A 16411-nucleotide genomic window follows, 5' to 3' on the forward strand; every position below is an offset into this window, starting at 1 on the left:
GGTTTATGGGGGACCTGAAGGATACAGGAATACATAAAGCACCAACTGGAAGAGGATAAAATGGGTGAGCAGCTCTCGATCCCATATCCGGGCAGCCCGTTTACGGGCAGTAAGTAATCCATAGATGCAAATGTCAGATCGCGATGCGCCTGTTAGGGCGCGGCTGGTAACAGAGCCTTATAGGCGCATATGAAAAACCTCCGGCTATGCCGGAGGATATTTATTTGCCCATTTTTGTGATCACATTCACGTAAGTTCTTCGGGTGATTTAACGCTTTTAAGTTATTAGCACAGAAAGTGAAAAGATAGTGTTAAAGGGGTGGGCGCTTCAGGATTAGTCTGATAGATTAAATTTCAAGGCCTGAAGAGAACGTAATTATTAAGTGATGTGTAAGCGATGATAATTAAAAAGGGGCCGAAGCCCCTTAAGTGAAATAACTCAGTATATTCAGGTTAAAATGCGCACGCATTTATTCTCCCGACGAGTGATCTGAAAATATAAGAGTCAGATATAGAATATTAAATTAATGGTTGTAGAACATACGCGGTCCACCAGGGCCACCGCCGCCATGACCACCACCGTGACCGCCACCACCAGGGCCCCAGAACGGCGGGAATAGACAGCCACTGAGGCTGACGACGACCAGAGCTACGCTAAATAAAGCTAAAATACGACGCATAAAAGACATCCTTTGTTTGAATAAACAAGGCGAGTATAAAGAGATCGCAACAACGTTGTTGTCAGACTTACGTTAAGATTTGTTAGAGTCGTAATAAGATTTGAATAGATAATAATCTTCATCCTGTTGAGTTATTTCAATCAGGATATATTTGTATTTTTATTGTAAGGGCTCGGCAAGTTATCCGAAAATACGCCTATTTCTCATATTCACTTCTATTCCCTGCTGATATAAAAAACACGTCATAAAAAATAAAGAAGGCGTGACTATCGTGAAAAAATCTCTCTTATTGCTTTGTTGTGCACTGGCATTGCCTGTGATCGCGCAGGCAAATGTTTCTATTGACGTTAACGTCCCTGGCGTAACGCTCCACCTCGGGGATCAGGATCAGCGCGGCTACTACTGGGATGGCTATGACTGGCGTCCGCCGCAGTGGTGGCACGAGCATCAGGGTCATCATTACGGTGACCGTAATGAGCATGGCATGTACTGGCATGGCGATCGCTGGGATTCCAAACCGCCACAGCGCAGGCACTCGAACCCACCGCCAAGACCGCAGCCACGGCCACATAATCAGGGCCGTCCAAACGGCGATGATCACCGTGGCAACAACAACGGTCATCCTGGCGGCAACGGCCAGCAGGGCGGTCATAACGATCAACATAATGATCAACACGGGAACGGTCAGCCGATCCCGCCGGACGGTCATCAGGGGCGCTAATCCCCCCGTAAACGAAAAATATGTCCTAAGCCGGTGCTCAGTCACCGGCTTTTTTCATTTCTGCTTCCCTGTTGTGGAGCTAACTGCCTAATATCGGTAGGATAGTAAAATTCCAGCCACCGGAATTCAGCCTCAGGAATCCGATATTTATGCCTGTCCCGCAGACTTTTTCTGCTCTCGAACACCAACAAAAATCACGCGACCGTCTCTGGCTCTCCGGGCTGAGCGTATTGCTGCTGCTGATTGGTGTGCTCAGCCTGAGTGCGGGTGAGCGCTGGCTCTGGCCGGATCAATGGCTGAGCAGTGAGGCGCGTCTTTTCATCTGGCAGCTGCGTCTGCCCCGTGCGATTGCAGTGATTCTGGTCGGCGCAAGCCTGGCTGTTGCCGGATCGGTTATGCAGTCGCTGTTTGAAAACCCGCTGGCAGAACCCGGTTTGCTTGGCGTTGCAAACGGCGCGGGCGTGGCGCTGGTTTTTTGTGTGATGCTCAGTCACGGATTTATGCCGGTCTGGGTCATGAGTATCGCGGCCGTTGCTGGCGCGCTGATTGTGACGGCTTTTCTTTTGTATGTTGCGCGAAAACGCCTGTTGACCAATGCGCGGATGCTGCTGGTTGGTGTCGCGATTGGGATTGTGTGCAGTGCGCTCATGACGTGGGCGATTTATTTCAGCGACAACCTCGATCTGCGCCAGTTGATGTACTGGATGATGGGCGGATTTGGTGGCGTGGACTGGAATCAGATCTGGCTGGGCGCGATGCTACTGCCGGTTCTCCTGTGGCTTATCTTTCAGGGAAAGGCGCTCAATTTACTTTCCCTGGGTACGCAACAGGCACAGCAACTGGGGATATCCCTCCGCGCCTGGCGGTTTATTCTGGTTCTTTCGGTCGGCTGGATGGTGGGCATCAGCGTAGCGCTGGCCGGGGTGATCGGTTTTATCGGGCTGGTTATTCCACATATTCTCCGGCTTTGCGGGATCACCGATCAGCGTCGTTTGTTGCCGGCCTGCGCCCTGAGCGGAGCGGCAGTTCTGCTGCTGGCCGATGTTATCGCGCGCATTGGTTTATATGCGGCTGAGCTGCCCGTCGGAGTCGTGACCGCCACGCTCGGCGCTCCGGTGTTTATCTGGCTGCTGGTCAGAAACGGACAAATCCGCTGATCCTTTCTGAAGGGTCGGCTATGCTCTTCCTTTACCTAACCCACAAAACTCAGGACTAAACGATGAGTAACACTATTTTTGATATCTCCCTGAAAACTATCGATGGCGAAACAACGACTTTAGGCGCTTACAAAGGTTCGGTACTTCTGGTCGTTAACGTGGCGTCACAGTGTGGCCTGACCAAGCAGTACGAAGGGCTGGAAAGCCTTTATCAGGAATTACATCCGGAAGGTTTTGAAGTTCTTGGGTTCCCGTGCAACGAGTTTGGTGCGCAGGAACCAGGCACAGAAGATGAAATCAAAACCTTTTGCACCACGAATTTTGGTGTGAAATTCCCGATGTTCAGCAAAATTGACGTTAACGGTGATCATCGCCATCCGCTGTATTCCGCGCTGATCGCTGCCCGTCCGGAAGCCGTTAAACCGAAAGACAGCGCGTTTTACGAACGTCTTGCCAGCAAAGGTCGTGAACCTGTTAAGCCGGAAAATATCCTGTGGAATTTTGAAAAATTCCTGATTGGGCGCGACGGCACTGTGCTCGGGCGTTTCGCGCCGGATATGACGCCGGAAGATCCGCTGCTTACCGGTGCCATTAAAGCCGCACTGACAAAATAGTCCATTGTTGATAAAAGAGCAGGGAACGCAGATGCTGGAATGTCGTGAGGTGAGTGTGAGCGGGCGTCTTCGTGCGTTTAGCGCGCGGGTTTCGTCCGGTAGCCGGATCCACCTTATCGGCCCGAACGGGGCGGGAAAAAGTACCCTGCTGGCCCGGCTGGCGGGGATTTCCGGTTCTGACGGTGACGTTTTTATCGGCGGGGAAAACCTGACAGAAATCTCAGGGCCGCGGCTGGCACGTCTGCGTGCATGGCTTTGTCAGCAGCTGACGCCTGCGTCGCTGATGCCGGTCTTTCAGTATCTGTCATTGCACCAGCCGCCGGGCGCTTCCCCGGCTCTTTTAGAAAATACGATTGGCCGGTTGTGTGATGCGTTACAGCTCAGCGACAAACTTTCACGGCCTGTGACGCATCTTTCAGGCGGAGAATGGCAACGCGTCAGGCTGGCGGCGGTATTATTGCAGCTCTGGCCGGAGATGAATCCTGACAGTCAGTTACTGTTTCTCGATGAACCGGCAAACAGTCTGGATGTTGCTCAGCAGCAGGCACTTGATCAGCTTCTGACTGAGTTTTGTGCTGCCGGGCGTTCCGTTATCGTCAGTGATCATGACCTGAACCATACTTTGCATCACGCGCATCAGGTCTGGTTAATGTCGGCGGGCGTAGTGGTCTCGGCAGGTGAATGTTCGGAGGTTATGCAGGCAGAAGCACTTTCTGCGGTATATAAAGTTCCCTTTCAGATACATGCTCTGGCAGGCCGTCGCTGGATAATGACAACACCGGCATTAATCTGAGTTTAATGAATAGCGCTTTAATTATATAATTATTGGGTTTTCAACAATGGCGGCGTGCTTATATTGTTCATAAAAAATACAGTGGTCATTTTTTTTCCATAAAGTTCATTTTTTTAATTGAAAAATGAATAATGTAACTTTCTGTTATTGAAAGGTTTTGTTTTTTCTGCTTGTTTATTCCCACTCCATTTACTTTCTGTTTAACTTCACAAAACTGGAAAATCCTTAAGGTTAAATTAAGCTTAAACCGACATCATAAGAGTCATAATTTCAGGGCAGCGTTTACTTACGGTTAAATAAATGCGGTCTAAAGTCGGTATGAGTTAATTACCTTTTGGGATAGCGTAATGGAAAACTTTTTGCCTTTCTCCCGCCCGTCGATGGGTGATGAAGAGATTGAGGCTGTGGGGCAGGTTTTGCGCTCCGGTTGGATCACCACCGGGCCGCAGACACACCAGCTCGAACAGGATTTTTCTGCAGCTTTCGGTTGTAAGCACGCGATAGCGGTCAGTTCCGCGACCGGCGGTATGCACGTAGCGTTGATGGCGCTGGGTATTGGTCCCGGCGATGAAGTCATTACTCCTTCCCAGACCTGGGTTTCCACCATAAACATGATTGTTCTGCTTGGTGCAGAACCGGTCATGATTGATGTGGATCCCGATACCCTGATGGTCAGCGCAGAAGCCGTTGCGGCGGCCATCACGCCGAAAACCAAAGCGATTATTCCTGTCCACTACGCGGGCGCGCCTTTAGATCTCGATCCTATTTATGCCGTGGCAAATCAGCACGGTATTCCGGTGATTGAAGATGCTGCGCATGCCGCAGGCACGCGTTACCGTGATCGCTGGATTGGCGCGCAGGGGACCGCTATTTTCTCCTTCCACGCCATCAAGAACATGACCTGCGCCGAAGGCGGTCTGATTGCGACCGATGACGACGCGCTGGCTGATAAAGTCCGCGCACTGAAATTCCACGGTCTGGCTGTCGATGCGTTTGACCGTCAGGTTCAGGGCCGCAAACCGCAGGCGGAAGTGATTGAGCCGGGTTTCAAATACAACCTTTCGGATATTCACGCTTCTATTGCCGTTGTCCAGCTTAAGCGTCTGACGGAAATCAACGCCCGCCGTACCGAACTGGCGCAGCGTTATCTCGATAAATTGCAGGGTTCTCCTTTCCTGCCGATGGGCATTCCGGCGTATCCGCATCTGCATGCGTGGCATTTATTCATGATCCGCGTGGATAAAGAACGCTGCGGGATCACCCGTGATGCGCTGATGGAGCGTCTGAAAGAGCAGGGCATCGGAACAGGTTTGCATTTCCGTGCCGCCCATACTCAAAAATATTACCGCGAACGCTATCCTGACCTGAGCTTGCCAAACAGCGAATGGAATACCGATCGTTTATGCAGTCTGCCGCTGTTCCCGGATATGCAGGACAGCGATGTTGACCGTGTTGTCGCGGCTCTTTTTTCCCTTCTGGAGGCGCAGTAGTGGCGCAATATGAACCTATTCGTAAAGTCTCGGTAGTTATCCCGGTCTATAACGAAGAAGAAAGTCTGCCGGCGTTGCTGTCCCGGACGCAGGCCGCGTGTAAACAATTAACGCAACAATACGAAATTATTCTGGTCGACGACGGGAGTGCGGATCGTTCCGCCGATATGCTCACCGTGGCCGCGGAAGAAGCGGACAGCCATATTATTGCGGTTTTGCTTAACCGTAATTACGGCCAGCACTCTGCAATCATGGCTGGTTTCAGTCATGTGACGGGGGATCTGGTGATTACGCTGGACGCTGACCTGCAAAACCCGCCGGAAGAAATTCCGCGTCTCGTGGCGAAAGCGGATGAAGGTTACGACGTCGTCGGTACCGTTCGTGCAAACCGCCGTGATTCCTGGTTCCGCAAAACTGCTTCTAAAATGATCAACATGATGATCCAGCGTGCGACCGGGAAATCGATGGGCGATTACGGCTGTATGCTGCGCGCTTACCGCCGTCACATCATCGAAGCCATGTTGCACTGCCACGAGCGCAGCACGTTTATTCCTATTCTGGCGAATACCTTCGCCCGCAAAACGGTAGAAATTCCGGTTCAGCATTCCGAACGCGAATTTGGTGATTCCAAATACAGCCTGATGAAACTGATCAACCTGATGTATGACCTGATCACCTGTCTGACCACAACACCGCTGCGCATGCTCAGCGTAGTGGGCAGCGTGATTGCCATCTTCGGTTTCCTGCTGGCCGTGTTCCTGATTTTAATGCGCCTTATCAACGGCCCCGAATGGGCGGCTGAAGGTGTGTTCACGCTATTTGCATTGTTATTCATGTTTATCGGTGCGCAGTTTGTCGGTATGGGTTTACTCGGTGAATACATCGGGCGTATCTACAACGATGTTCGTGCACGTCCCCGTTATTTCGTTCAAAAAGTCGTCGGAGTTCGTTCCGAAGAAAACAGTCAGGAAGAAGAGTGATGAAAGCGATTGTATTTGCCTACCATGATATTGGTTGCGTTGGTTTACAGGCTTTGGTTGATGCAGGCTACGACGTACAGGCAGTCTTTACCCATACTGATGCCCCGAATGAAAATCAGTTTTTCTCTTCAGTTGCCCGCGTGGGTGCTGATCTCAATCTGCCTGTTTATGCGCCGGAAGATGTTAACCATCCGCTGTGGGTTGACCGCATTCGTGCCTTGCAGCCTGATGTGATTTTCTCTTTCTACTACCGCAACATGCTGAGCGAAGAGATTTTATCTCTCGCGCCGCGCGGTGGCTTTAACCTGCATGGTTCTCTGTTGCCACGCTACCGTGGCCGCGCGCCGGTGAACTGGGCGCTGCTGAATGGCGAAACAGAAACAGGCGTTACCTTGCACAAAATGGTGAAACGTCCTGATGCGGGCGACATCGTTGGCCAGCAGAAAGTCGCGATTACCGCGGATGATACGGCGCTGAAACTGCACGCCAAAGTGCGTGAAGCGGCGAAAGAGTTGCTGACCAAACTGCTGCCGGAAATGAAAGCCGGTAAAATCAGCCTGACGCCACAAGACGAAACGCAGGCGAGCTATTTTGGCCGTCGCACTGCGGCTGACGGTGAAATTCACTGGCACAAATCTGCGACAGAAATTAACAACCTGATCCGCGCCGTGACCGAACCTTATCCGGGTGCGTTTTCATTCCTGGGCCAGCGTAAGCTGACTATCTGGCGTGCGCGTCCGCTGGCGACTCAGCATGACAAACAGCCGGGCACCGTGCTTTCTTCTGATCCGCTGACCATCGCCTGTGGCGAAGGCGCGCTGGAAGTGCTGGCAGGGCAGAGCGAAAACGGTCTGTATGTACAGGGTTCCCGTCTGGCGCTTGAACTGGGCATTATGCCGGACATGCGCGTTGCCACGCTGCCAACGGCCGTGATGAAACGCCGTACCCGCGTTTTGATTTTGGGTGTGAACGGCTTTATCGGTAACCATCTGAGCGAACGTCTGCTGCGTGAAGATCGTTATGAAATTTACGGTCTGGACATCAGCTCTGACGCGGTCAGCCGATTCATGGATAACCCGCACTTCCACTTTGTTGAAGGCGATATCAGCATCCATTCCGAGTGGATCGAATACCACATTAAAAAATGTGACGTCGTATTGCCGCTGGTGGCCATCGCAACGCCAATCGAATACACCCGCAACCCGCTGCGCGTATTCGAACTGGATTTCGAAGAAAACCTGAAGATTGTCCGCGACTGCGTGAAATACAAAAAACGCATTATCTTCCCGTCCACGTCTGAAGTTTACGGCATGTGTGATGACAAAGAGTTTGATGAAGATAACTCACGTCTGATCGTCGGCCCGATCAACAAACAGCGCTGGATTTACTCTGTGTCCAAGCAACTGCTGGACCGCGTAATCTGGGCTTACGGCGCGAAAGAAGGGCTGGCATTTACCCTGTTCCGTCCGTTTAACTGGATGGGACCTCGTCTCGATAACCTGGATGCGGCACGTATCGGCAGTTCTCGCGCTATCACTCAGCTGATCCTCAACCTGGTTGAAGGCTCACCGATTAAGCTGGTGGACGGCGGCGAGCAGAAACGCTGCTTCACTGATATCAATGACGGTATCGAAGCGCTGTTCCGCATTATCGAAAACCGCGACAACCTGTGCGACGGCCAGATCATCAACATCGGTAATCCAACCAACGAGGCAAGCATTCGTGAGCTGGCCGAAATGTTGCTGAGCAGCTTCGAAGCCCACCCGTTGCGCGCACAGTTCCCGCCTTTTGCCGGTTTCAATCTGGTCGAAAGCAGCACGTATTACGGCAAAGGCTATCAGGACGTTGAGCACCGCACGCCAAGCATCAAAAATGCGCGCCGTCTGCTGAACTGGAAACCGGAAATCGGCATGGATAAAACCGTCGCTGATACGCTGGATTTCTTCCTGCGTTCTGTTAATCCTGATGCTGACAAAGCCTGAAACGGTGTCTGTGATGAAGAAAGTGGGTCTGCGCATTGATGTAGATACCTGGAGTGGCACCCGCGAGGGTGTCCCTCAGCTTCTGCAAGTCCTGTCGAAACATAACATTACCGCCAGTTTCTTCTTCAGCGTTGGGCCGGATAACATGGGGCGCCACTTGTGGCGCCTGCTTAAACCGCGCTTTTTGTGGAAGATGCTTCGCTCCAATGCCGCCTCGCTTTATGGCTGGGATATCCTGCTTGCCGGTACCGCGTGGCCGGGAAAACTCATCGCCCGCGACCTGGGTTATCTGATGAAAGAAACCGCCAAGCGCGGCCATGAAGTCGGTTTGCACGCCTGGGATCATCAGGGCTGGCAGGCAAAAGTGGGTAAATGGTCGGAGCAACAACTTGAGCAGCAAATTAAGCTGGGGCTGGATGCACTGGAAAAAAGCCTGGGTCACGATGTGGAATGTTCAGCCGTTGCTGGATGGCGCGCCGATGAACGCGTGATTGAGGTCAAAGAGCGGTTCCATTTTTACTACAACAGCGACTGTCGTGGGAAATATCCTTTCCTGCCGGTGCTGGAAAACGGCGCGCTGGGCACGGTGCAGATTCCGGTGACGTTACCCACTTACGATGAAGTGGCAGGTGGCGAAATCAATGCGGACAACTTCAATGATTTTATCCTCAACGCCATTATTGAGGATCAGGGCGTGCCGGTTTACACCATTCATGCAGAAGTTGAAGGTATGTCACTGGCTGCTCAGTTCGATGAGTTATTGATTCGGGCTGCCGCGCAGGGGATTCAGTTCTGTGCGTTGGGCGATTTGTTGCCTCAGGACCTCAGCACGTTGCCAAAAGGCAAAGTGGTTCGTGCCAGTTTCCCGGGTCGGGAAGGCTGGTTAGGCTGTCAGCAAGAAGGTTTTTCCTGATGTCTAAATCCCTTAAAGGCGTATGGAGCACCTTAATTTTGGTGTTCTTTGCCCTGGTTTATCTTGTTCCTCTTAATTCCCGCCTGTTATGGCAGCCCGATGAAACCCGTTATGCCGAGATCAGCCGCGAAATGTTACAGCGCGGCGACTGGGTTGTGCCGCATCTTCTGGGTTTACGCTATTTTGAAAAACCGGTGGCCGGTTACTGGTTTAACAACATCAGCCAGATGATTTTTGGTGACAGCAATTTCGCTGTTCGCTTTGGTTCAGTGTTCAGCACCTTACTGAGCGCCTTGCTGGTCTTCTGGCTGGCGAATCTGATGTGGCGTAACCGCCAGACGGCGTACATTGCCACGCTGATTTACCTTTCCTTCACACTGGTATTCAGTATCGGTACCTACAGCGTGATGGATCCGATGATCACGTTGTGGATGACCGCCGCGATGGTCGCCAGCTATTTCTGTCTGCGGGTTTCCGGAACACGGCAAAAAGCGCTGAGCTGGGTTGCGCTGGGGCTGGCCTGCGGTATGGGCTTTATGACCAAAGGTTTTCTGGCGCTGGCGTTACCGGTGATTGCGGTTCTGCCGATTGTCTGGCGTGAGAAACGGTTCAAAACCCTGTTTGCCTGGGGCCCGCTGGCGATTGTGGCTGCGGTGGTACTCAGCCTGCCATGGGTGCTGGCTATTGCCCGTGAGGCACCGGATTTCTGGCGCTACTTCTTCTGGGTTGAGCATATTCAGCGTTTTGCCGAATCCAATGCGCAACACAAAGCGCCGTTCTGGTACTACGTGCCGGTCTTGTTGCTGGGTGCTTTGCCATGGCTTGGGCTGCTGCCGGGCGCTTTACGCGATGGCTGGACGAAACGTGTGCTGCGTCCTGAATTATTCTTCCTGCTGAGCTGGACGATCATGCCGCTGATTTTCTTCAGCGTAGCGAAGGGTAAATTACCGACGTACATTCTTCCGTGTTTCGCGCCTCTGGCCTTGCTGATGGCCGATCATCTGGATCAGATCCGTCAGTCCGGAAAATTACGGGCGCTGAAAGCCAATGGCACCATTAACATCGTTTTTGGCGTGCTGATGGCGGTCGCGGTTCTGGTGATCTCCGGCATTTTACCGCTGCATGTTAAAGCCGTGTTCACCCGCGCCGAATTGCCCCGCGCGCTGATTGGTATTCTGTGCTTTGCCGTGTGGGCGCTGGCCGGTGCGATGTCGCTGACTGACGTGAAAAAACGCTGGTACTGGGCGGCTGCGTGTCCGCTGGTGCTGGCACTTCTGGTCGGGCAGGCGATCCCGCAAAAAGTCATGGACTCCAAGCAACCACAAGGATTCATCGGCGAAAATATTGCGATGTTGCAGGACAGTCGTTTTGTGCTGTCAGATAATGTGGGGATTGCAACCGGTTTAGCCTGGGTTCTGAAGCGCGACGATATCATCATGTTTGGTGAAAAGGGTGAGCTGGAATATGGCCTGAGTTATCCTGATGCGAAGTCAAAATTTGTCGATTCCGCGGACTTCCCGGAATGGTTACAAAAAGCACGTCAGGAAGGAAATGTTTCTGTGATCCTCAGACTTGATAGAAATGCAGGTATCTCCGGCAAACTCCCACCGGCTGACCAGACGGTGCAGATTGAACGTCAGGCGCTGCTGTTCTACAAAAAACTTCCATGACCGGATTCCTTCTGGTTCTTGCCGTAAGCATTATCACCTGTGCCGGTCAGCTTTGTCAGAAGCAGGCCGCACAGGTCGCGGGTAACGGTCTTGCCCGCGTCTTACGCTGGCTCGGGCTGGCGGTATTGTTGCTCGGCATCGCGATGTTGTTATGGTTGCGCGTGTTGCAGCTTCTGCCGCTGAGCCTGGCTTACCCGATGCTCAGCCTGAATTTTGTTCTGATCACGCTCTGTGCCCGCTGGTTTTTCAGGGAGTACGTTGACGCCCGCCACTGGTGTGGCGTGGCGCTAATCATGGCCGGTATTGCACTGATGAGTGTCAGCTTATGAAAGGGTATCTGTGGGGCGGGGCGAGCGTTCTGCTGGTGACGGCGGCGCAGTTGCTGATGAAATGGGGCATGGTGCAGATCCCGTGGGTTTCACTGGCTGAGCTCAATATTGCTTTTATTCTCAGCCATTTAAACCCGCTGATTGCCGTCTTTTTAGGGCTTTGCGGGTATGCGTTTTCGATGGGTTGCTGGTTCTTTGCATTACGTTATTTGCCGCTGAACCGGGCTTATACCTTACTGAGTTTGAGCTATGCGCTGGTTTATATCGCGGCGGTCACATTGCCGTGGTTCAATGAAAGCATCAGCTTAACCAAAACGATTGGCGGGCTGTTGATCTTATCCGGTGTCTGGTTAATTCACAGCAAACCGGTAAAAGACGTCCATTAAAAACGGCTTTAAACGATAAAAAACATTATTAAATATTGGATGACGGATAAAATAGCGCTAAATTCTATTAGTTCTTAGATAACGGCGACTTATCCGGTCCGCGCAAATTCCCGCGTCTGACCCTGCCGTGATGCAATTCAAGAAGGAATGCACTATGCGCTGGTCATCCGTATCCATGTATTCCCTGCTGGCTGTTGCTGCGCTGATTCTTAACGGCTGTAGCAGCCACGCGCCACCGCCAAGCGGACGTTTCGCCGATTCTATTACTGTTGTCGCAGAGCTTAACGATCAGCTTAGTCAGTGGCACGGCGCGCCTTATCGCTACGGCGGATTGCAGCCCAGCGGCGTCGACTGTTCCGGCTTTGTCTTCCGCACCTATCGCGATAGGTTTGGTGTCGTTCTGCCTCGTACCACGGCCGATCAGACCAAAATCGGGACCAAGGTTTCTCGCGATGAACTCCTTCCCGGCGATCTGGTTTTCTTTAAAACCGGCAGCGGCGAAAATGGATTACACGTCGGTATTTATGATACTGCCGACCAGTTTATTCACGCCTCCACCAGCCAGGGCGTAACGCGTTCCTCTCTCGATAATGTTTACTGGCGCAAAGTTTACTGGCAGGCACGACGCATCTGACACCCCGCATTAAATAAACTATCCCCTGATTTCGCTGCGTATTTCATCCTGATTTTTGCTGTTATTATCGGAACAGACTTTTTCAGGATGAATATGCAATGAAACCTCTCAGACTCTTACTTTCCGACTCTTACGATCCCTGGTTCAATCTGGCCGTGGAAGACTGTATTTTTCGTGAGATGACGACGCAGCGTGTTCTTTTCTTATGGCGAAACGCCGAAACCGTGGTTATTGGTCAGGCGCAAAATCCATGGAAAGAATGCAATACGCGCAGGATGGAAGAAGACGGCATTCGTCTGGCGCGCCGCAGCAGCGGTGGCGGGGCGGTCTTCCACGATCTGGGCAATACCTGTTTTACGTTTATGGCAGGCAAACCGGAATACGATAAAAGTGTCTCGACCGGTATTATTCTTAATGCGCTAAAAAGTCTGGGCATTGATGCCAGCGCATCCGGCCGCAACGATTTGGTTGTTCAGACTGCCGGAGGTGAAAGAAAAATTTCCGGCTCAGCTTACCGTGAAACGGCCGATCGCGGTTTCCACCACGGCACGCTGCTGCTCAATGCTGACCTGAGCCGTCTGGCAAACTACCTCAATCCGGATATTAAAAAGCTACAGGCAAAAGGCATCACGTCTGTCCGTTCGCGGGTTGCAAACCTCAATGAATTTGTTCCGGATATTAATCACGAGCAAATTTGTCAGGCCGTGACTGCCGCATTTTTCGAATGGTATGGCACCAGCGTCGAACCTGAAATTATCTCCCCTGACGTTTTCCCGGATATTCCCGGTTTTCCGGAACGGTTTGCGAAACAAAGCAGCTGGGAGTGGAATTTCGGCAAAGCGCCGGCGTTCAGCCATTTACTCAATGAACGCTTTGTCTGGGGCGGTGTTGACATCCATTTTGACGTGGAAAAAGGCGCCATCAGCCGGGCGCAGATTTTTACCGACAGCCTGAATCCAGCGCCTTTGCTGGCGCTGGCCGATGCACTGGTGGGAACGCGTTACCATGCGCAGGATGTTGCACTGACCTGTCAGGAAATCACTGCACAATACCCGGCAATGCAGGCTGAGCTTGGTGAGCTGCAAACCTGGCTGGTGCGCTGTATCCGCTAAACCCAGATAACCGGAACCCGTTTCTGCCGCAAAAAAGGGTTCCGGTAAACTCGTCCATGCCTCTCCGTCTCTAATGCCCCTTCTTTTATCCATGAAGCAGCAGACATATTTGAAATAATCTCTGGTTTATTATTGCGTTAGAAAGTCAACCGGGCTGCCAAACCGCACCTTATTCTTGCTGCTGATACTTGCGCAACATTTCATAAGCCACTATAACCATTAGATAAAATATTAAGTAACATGCTTAATTGTGCGATTGCACAATTAATAATCAAAATTTTGTCAAAATATGTCTGATAGCGCTCACAGACTGTGTTGCGCGTTTGCACCACTGACGATAAGATTAGTCCGAAAGCCCCTTTCTGACCGAAAGACGCCTCAAAACGAAGGCGCAAAAGGGACATACATTCTTACATTTTTTGATCTCTCTGCCGTTCGCGAGATCAGTGCCCGACCCTTGAATCCGGCTAGGTTCTTTCTTGATATCAATTTCTCTAATATTTCGGTGACGCCTCGGGGCTCCGGTATCTTTATGATCTGATTGATAGTCAAAAAAGTTATTAATCAATTCGCAGTGCCGTTGATGTTTTGGACAAAAATGAAAATACAATTCGATACGGCGTTTAACAGCAGCTATCTGTGCCAGCCGGTTTACTCAATCGAAGGGAAGTTACTCGCGATAGAATTAGTGTGTCGTTTTTCCAGCGCAGACAGCAAGCTAATCATGCCAACAGAGCTTGTACTAAATTTGCTCACTCAGACGCAGCTGCAACGTTTTCTGAATGAGCAACAAATTTGGGCTGATGAACATGCCCGTTGGTTTTGTGATAACCAGGTCATTTTAAATATCGGCGTGGAAGAAAAGCAGGTGGCGTTATTGCTCGAGGATGAAAATCTCCGCGATGCTTTTAAGGCACATCCTTTTATTCATCTGAATCTGAGCGAATCTTTTCCGCAACTCTCTGAAGGCCGGAAAAACCCGCAGCTGATGGCGCTGAAGCAGCACTTTCCCTTATGGCTTGAAAATTTTGGCTCAGGGAACGTCACGATGGCACCTGTTTTCGATCACCTTTTTCAGTGGGTGAAACTGGACAAAAATCTGTTCTGGCAGCTTTTCGAGGGCGAGCATTTCGCCATTGTAATGCCGTCGCTCCTGAGAAATGTTAACCGGTTTTGCCGCAATATTGTGGTGGATGGCCTGGACAGTCAGGCCTACTTCGATGCGTTGCGTAAAACCGACGTGCAGGGGATGAAAGGTTTGCTTTGGCCGGGTGTGGAACCGGCAGAGCTGGATAATCTGCTTTTACGGCCCGCCCAATTTCATTAATCGGAACTTCAGTTCTGGTGCCATGATCCCGGTCAGCGCCTGCTGCACCGGGATTTTTCATTTCCGCGCTCCGCAATCTCCCTGTTATTACTCCGTGTTAATCACCGCGATGCCGCCCTACACTAAAGAAAAGGGGGATTTATGCCGCAATTCGAACATCATTACGCAGACCAGTTACCCGGTTTTTATACCGCGCTTCAGCCCACGCCGCTGAAGGGCGCGCGCCTTATGTACCACAGTGAACCGCTGGCCCGCCAGTTGGGGCTGGATGACACTCTCTTTAACGCTGAGCACCGGGAATTCTGGTGCGGTGAGAAATTCTTTCCGGGCATGTTGCCGCTGGCGCAGGTTTACAGCGGCCATCAGTTTGGGCAATGGGCCGGACAACTGGGCGACGGTCGCGGAATTTTACTTGGTGAACAGGTTTTGCCTTCAGGACAGCGCTTAGACTGGCATCTGAAAGGCGCGGGTCTGACGCCTTATTCACGCATGGGCGATGGCCGCGCCGTGCTGCGCTCGGTGATCCGTGAGTTTCTGGCGTCCGAAGCGCTTCATCATTTATCAGTGCCGACAACCCGCGCGTTGTCGATTGTGACCAGCGACGAGCCTGTATTTCGTGAACAGCCAGAACGCGGCGCAATGCTGATGCGCGTGGCTGAAAGTCATATCCGCTTCGGCCATTTCGAACATTTCTATTACCGTAAACAGCCCGAACAGGTGAAACAGCTGGCGGATTACGTGATTGCCCATCACTGGCCGCAGTTGCCGGAAAGTGAGTCGGACGAGGCGCGGCGTTACCAGCAATGGTTCTCCGATGTGGTTGAGCGAACCGCCGCGCTGATTGCGCAGTGGCAAAGTATCGGGTTTGCGCACGGCGTGATGAACACGGATAACATGTCGGTTCTCGGCCTGACTATTGATTTCGGTCCCTACGGTTTTCTGGATGACTACCAGCCGGGCTATATCTGCAATCACTCCGATCATCAGGGACGTTACAGCTACGATAACCAGCCCGCGGTGGCGTACTGGAATCTTCACCGGCTGGCCCAAACGCTGTCCGGCCTGATGAGCACCGAACAATTGCAGGCAGCGCTGGGCTGCTACGAACCGGCGCTGATGAAAGCCTATGGGACGCTGATGCGCGGTAAGCTGGGCTTTTTCACGGAAGATAAACGGGATAACGATTTGCTGACCGGATTGCTCAGCCTGATGGCGAAAGAAGGCAGGGATTTCACGCAGACTTTCCGGCTGCTCAGCCATGTGGAACAGCAACAGGCGCAATCCCCGTTACGCGATGAATTCATTGATCGCGCGGCGTTTGACAGCTGGTATCAGTCCTATCGCGAGCGTTTGCAGACGGAAAATATCGACGATGCGACCCGCCAGCAGGCCATGAAGCAAAGTAATCCGCGGATTATTTTGCGAAATTATCTGGCGCAGCAGGCGATTGAAAAGGCGGAAAAAGACGATATCAGTGCGCTGACACAGCTGCATCAGGCGCTTCGCGACCCCTACAGCGATGCTCCGCAACATGATGCCATGGCGGCATTACCGCCGGACTGGGGAAAACATTTGGAAATTTCCTGCTCCAGCTAACGCGCAGTTAAAAATTGCCACAAACCC

At 51.9% G+C, this 16411-nt stretch carries 15 protein-coding genes and 1 pseudogene; all 16 read left to right on the forward strand.

What is annotated here, in order from left to right:
* Nucleotides 1–18: 18 nt before the first annotated feature.
* Nucleotides 19–117, forward strand: a pseudogene (locus KWG64_RS25760) (IS200/IS605 family transposase); the annotation flags it as partial.
* An 834-nt stretch (nucleotides 118–951) separates the two neighbouring features.
* The gene (locus tag KWG64_RS19695; protein WP_218522910.1) at nucleotides 952–1401 is read left to right on the forward strand and encodes a DUF2502 domain-containing protein; all 450 of its coding nucleotides are present in this window, start codon (nucleotides 952–954) and stop codon (nucleotides 1399–1401) included.
* 149 nt (nucleotides 1402–1550) lie between these two features.
* Complete coding sequence (gene btuC, locus KWG64_RS19700; protein WP_218522911.1) at nucleotides 1551–2558, forward strand: vitamin B12 ABC transporter permease BtuC; 1008 nt, start codon at nucleotides 1551–1553, stop codon at nucleotides 2556–2558.
* A gap of 62 nt (nucleotides 2559–2620) precedes the next feature.
* Nucleotides 2621–3172: a glutathione peroxidase gene (locus KWG64_RS19705; RefSeq protein ID WP_218522912.1), complete on the forward strand. Its 552-nt coding sequence runs from the start codon at nucleotides 2621–2623 to the stop codon at nucleotides 3170–3172.
* Between the two features lie 31 nt (nucleotides 3173–3203).
* A complete protein-coding gene (gene btuD / locus KWG64_RS19710) occupies nucleotides 3204–3965 on the forward strand; it encodes a vitamin B12 ABC transporter ATP-binding protein BtuD (protein WP_218522913.1) in 762 nt (253 codons plus the stop codon).
* 347 nt (nucleotides 3966–4312) lie between these two features.
* Nucleotides 4313–5455, forward strand: coding sequence for a UDP-4-amino-4-deoxy-L-arabinose aminotransferase (gene arnB, locus KWG64_RS19715; protein WP_218522914.1), 1143 nt, complete (start codon nucleotides 4313–4315; stop codon nucleotides 5453–5455).
* The gene (gene arnC, locus KWG64_RS19720) at nucleotides 5455–6435 is read left to right on the forward strand and encodes an undecaprenyl-phosphate 4-deoxy-4-formamido-L-arabinose transferase (protein WP_152325699.1); all 981 of its coding nucleotides are present in this window, start codon (nucleotides 5455–5457) and stop codon (nucleotides 6433–6435) included. The genes arnB and arnC overlap by 1 nt, the downstream gene beginning before the upstream one ends.
* Nucleotides 6435–8417 (forward strand): bifunctional UDP-4-amino-4-deoxy-L-arabinose formyltransferase/UDP-glucuronic acid oxidase ArnA, encoded by a 1983-nt coding sequence (gene arnA, locus KWG64_RS19725; protein WP_218522915.1) that lies wholly within the window; start codon nucleotides 6435–6437, stop codon nucleotides 8415–8417. The genes arnC and arnA overlap by 1 nt, the downstream gene beginning before the upstream one ends.
* 13 nt (nucleotides 8418–8430) lie before the next feature.
* Nucleotides 8431–9330 (forward strand): 4-deoxy-4-formamido-L-arabinose-phosphoundecaprenol deformylase, encoded by a 900-nt coding sequence (arnD, locus tag KWG64_RS19730; RefSeq protein WP_218522916.1) that lies wholly within the window; start codon nucleotides 8431–8433, stop codon nucleotides 9328–9330.
* Nucleotides 9330–11000 carry a lipid IV(A) 4-amino-4-deoxy-L-arabinosyltransferase gene (gene arnT / locus KWG64_RS19735; protein WP_218522917.1) on the forward strand — a complete coding sequence of 557 codons (1671 nt, stop codon included), beginning with the start codon at nucleotides 9330–9332 and terminating at the stop codon, nucleotides 10998–11000. Before arnD ends, arnT begins: the two co-directional genes overlap by 1 nt.
* Nucleotides 10997–11329: a 4-amino-4-deoxy-L-arabinose-phosphoundecaprenol flippase subunit ArnE gene (gene arnE, locus KWG64_RS19740; RefSeq protein WP_218522918.1), complete on the forward strand. Its 333-nt coding sequence runs from the start codon at nucleotides 10997–10999 to the stop codon at nucleotides 11327–11329. The genes arnT and arnE overlap by 4 nt, the downstream gene beginning before the upstream one ends.
* Entirely contained in the window at nucleotides 11326–11715 is a 390-nt protein-coding gene (gene arnF, locus KWG64_RS19745) for a 4-amino-4-deoxy-L-arabinose-phosphoundecaprenol flippase subunit ArnF (RefSeq protein WP_195814441.1), read from the forward strand. The genes arnE and arnF overlap by 4 nt, the downstream gene beginning before the upstream one ends.
* Before the next feature lie 154 nt (nucleotides 11716–11869).
* A complete protein-coding gene (locus tag KWG64_RS19750) occupies nucleotides 11870–12349 on the forward strand; it encodes an NlpC/P60 family protein (RefSeq protein ID WP_082465713.1) in 480 nt (159 codons plus the stop codon).
* A 98-nt stretch (nucleotides 12350–12447) separates the two neighbouring features.
* A complete protein-coding gene (locus KWG64_RS19755; RefSeq protein WP_195822928.1) occupies nucleotides 12448–13461 on the forward strand; it encodes a lipoate--protein ligase A in 1014 nt (337 codons plus the stop codon).
* Nucleotides 13462–14002: 541 nt separating this feature from the next.
* Nucleotides 14003–14788, forward strand: a complete 786-nt coding sequence (locus tag KWG64_RS19760; RefSeq protein ID WP_255562249.1) for an EAL domain-containing protein — start codon at nucleotides 14003–14005, stop codon at nucleotides 14786–14788.
* Nucleotides 14789–14929: 141 nt separating this feature from the next.
* Nucleotides 14930–16384, forward strand: a complete 1455-nt coding sequence (locus KWG64_RS19765) for a YdiU family protein (protein ID WP_218522919.1) — start codon at nucleotides 14930–14932, stop codon at nucleotides 16382–16384.
* The last annotated feature ends 27 nt before the right edge of the window (nucleotides 16385–16411 follow it).

It is taken from the genome of Rahnella sp. PD12R, assembly GCF_019200965.1.
Lineage (GTDB): Bacteria > Pseudomonadota > Gammaproteobacteria > Enterobacterales > Enterobacteriaceae > Rahnella > Rahnella laticis.

Coding starts and splice junctions, on each gene's coding strand:
- arnB (WP_218522914.1), top strand. CDS start 4,313: ATGGAAAACTTTTTGCCTTTCTCCCGCCCGTCGATGGGTGATGAAGAG.
- arnA (WP_218522915.1), top strand. CDS start 6,435: ATGAAAGCGATTGTATTTGCCTACCATGATATTGGTTGCGTTGGTTTA.
- KWG64_RS19755 (WP_195822928.1), top strand. CDS start 12,448: ATGAAACCTCTCAGACTCTTACTTTCCGACTCTTACGATCCCTGGTTC.
- KWG64_RS19705 (WP_218522912.1), top strand. CDS start 2,621: ATGAGTAACACTATTTTTGATATCTCCCTGAAAACTATCGATGGCGAA.
- arnT (WP_218522917.1), top strand. CDS start 9,330: ATGTCTAAATCCCTTAAAGGCGTATGGAGCACCTTAATTTTGGTGTTC.
- arnD (WP_218522916.1), top strand. CDS start 8,431: ATGAAGAAAGTGGGTCTGCGCATTGATGTAGATACCTGGAGTGGCACC.
- KWG64_RS19765 (WP_218522919.1), top strand. CDS start 14,930: ATGCCGCAATTCGAACATCATTACGCAGACCAGTTACCCGGTTTTTAT.
- arnE (WP_218522918.1), top strand. CDS start 10,997: ATGACCGGATTCCTTCTGGTTCTTGCCGTAAGCATTATCACCTGTGCC.
- btuC (WP_218522911.1), top strand. CDS start 1,551: ATGCCTGTCCCGCAGACTTTTTCTGCTCTCGAACACCAACAAAAATCA.
- arnF (WP_195814441.1), top strand. CDS start 11,326: ATGAAAGGGTATCTGTGGGGCGGGGCGAGCGTTCTGCTGGTGACGGCG.
- KWG64_RS19750 (WP_082465713.1), top strand. CDS start 11,870: ATGCGCTGGTCATCCGTATCCATGTATTCCCTGCTGGCTGTTGCTGCG.
- btuD (WP_218522913.1), top strand. CDS start 3,204: ATGCTGGAATGTCGTGAGGTGAGTGTGAGCGGGCGTCTTCGTGCGTTT.